Source organism: Variovorax sp. MPBD4-3 (genome assembly GCF_058809745.1).
The window spans coordinates 1-1,585 of sequence record NZ_JBXASW010000134.1; the positions used below are offsets into that span (position 1 = coordinate 1).

1 protein-coding gene and 1 pseudogene are annotated in these 1,585 nt (G+C 66.0%); both read right to left on the reverse strand.

Going from position 1 to position 1,585, the window contains the following annotated elements; genetic code table 11:
- A partial coding sequence (locus tag AC1RVW_RS30790) for an MCP four helix bundle domain-containing protein (RefSeq protein WP_493204525.1) occupies positions 1-1,109 on the reverse strand: 1,109 nt, incomplete at its 3' end.
- Between the two features lie 104 nt (positions 1,110-1,213).
- A pseudogene (locus AC1RVW_RS30795) lies at positions 1,214-1,585 on the reverse strand (methyl-accepting chemotaxis protein); the annotation flags it as partial.

Sequence of the window (1,585 nt, forward strand, 5' to 3'; positions counted from 1 at the left end):
TGGAACGCGATGCCGTCGATCACGCCGATGATGTCGACGATCTTCTTGGACGACGCATTGATCGAGCCCATGGTGTCCACCACTTGAGACACGACACTGCCGCCCTTCACCGCGACTTCCGAAGCCGACACGGCCAGCTGGTTCGCCTGGCGCGCGTTGTCCGCGTTCTGCTTCACGGTCGAAGTCAGCTCTTCCATCGAAGCAGCCGTCTGCTCCAGCGAGCTGGCCTGCTGTTCCGTGCGCGACGACAGGTCCTGGTTGCCCGAAGCGATCTGGCTGGACGCCGTGGCAATCGTGTCGGTGCCGGTGCGCACCTCGCCCACCACCTTGGCCAGGCTCTCGTTCATGTTCTTGAGCGCCTGCATCAACTGGCCCGCCTCGTCGCGGCTTTCCACGCGGATGTCGGCGCTCAGGTCGCCGGCCGCCACGGTCTCGGCCACTTCCAGCGCGTGGCCCAGCGGGCGAACGATGCCCACGCTCAGGCGCCAGGCGAACAGCGCGCCGAGCACGACGGCGATGGACGCCAGCACGATCAGCGTGGTGCGGCCCGCCATGTAGTCGTCACCGATGCGCTTGGCGGCGGCATCGATCTTCTCGCGCTGGTGCTGGGCCAGTGCCTCGACGGCGCCGCCATACACGCCCAGCGCTTCGCTGAACTTGGTGTCGACCAGCGTGTTGGCTTCGGCGAGCTGGCCGCTGTCCTTGAGCTTGTTGAGCACGCCCACCGTCTCGAGCACCACGGCGCGCGAGGCCGACACCTTGGCATACAGCGCCTTCTCCTCCGGCGTGTCCAGCATCGATTCGAGCTTCTTCTGCGCCGGGCTGATGCGTGCCGAGCCGGCCGCCTGCAGCTTGGAGAAATAGGCGGCAATGGCGGGATCGGTGGTCTTGACCATCGCGAAGTTGGCCACCGTGTTCGACCTGAGGTTGCTCAGCCATTCGTTGGCCAGGCGCTCCTTCACCAGCGCCTTCTCCACCATCTCGTCGGTGGCATGCCCCACATTGGTCAGCCGCAGCACGCCGGTGCCGGCAATGAAAGCCATCAGCAGCAGCATCACCGCGAAGCCGAGCCCCAGGCGCGTGCCGATTTTCAGATCCTTCAAACTCATCGCTCTCTTCTTTCAATAACGGGAGACGGCGGCTGTTGCACGCAAAGCGGCAACGCCGTCATCCTGTTATCGGCATCGGATCGCCAGACTTGAGTCCTTTCGTGTCAAAACTCGGTCCAATCGCCTTTGGGGTCGCCGGCCATCGCCAACTGCGGCGCCGGAGCGGCGGCCGGCGCACGGCGAGCGGGCAGCGCCTTGGCAGGCTGCTTCGCCAACGGCCGCGCGGGTTTCGCGGGCCGGGGGATGGGGGTGATGCGGGTAAAGCCCGGGCGCACCGTGGCGACGGCATTGGCATCGATCTTGAAGATGCTCACGGTCTGCACGAGGCTGCCGGCCTGCTCCTGCAGCGACTGGGCGGCGGCCGAGGCCTCTTCGACCAGCGCGGCGTTCTGCTGCGTGACCTGGTCCATCTGCGTGATGGCCTGGTTGATCTGCTCGATGCCCGAGGTCTGCTCCTGGCTCGCTGCGGTGATCTC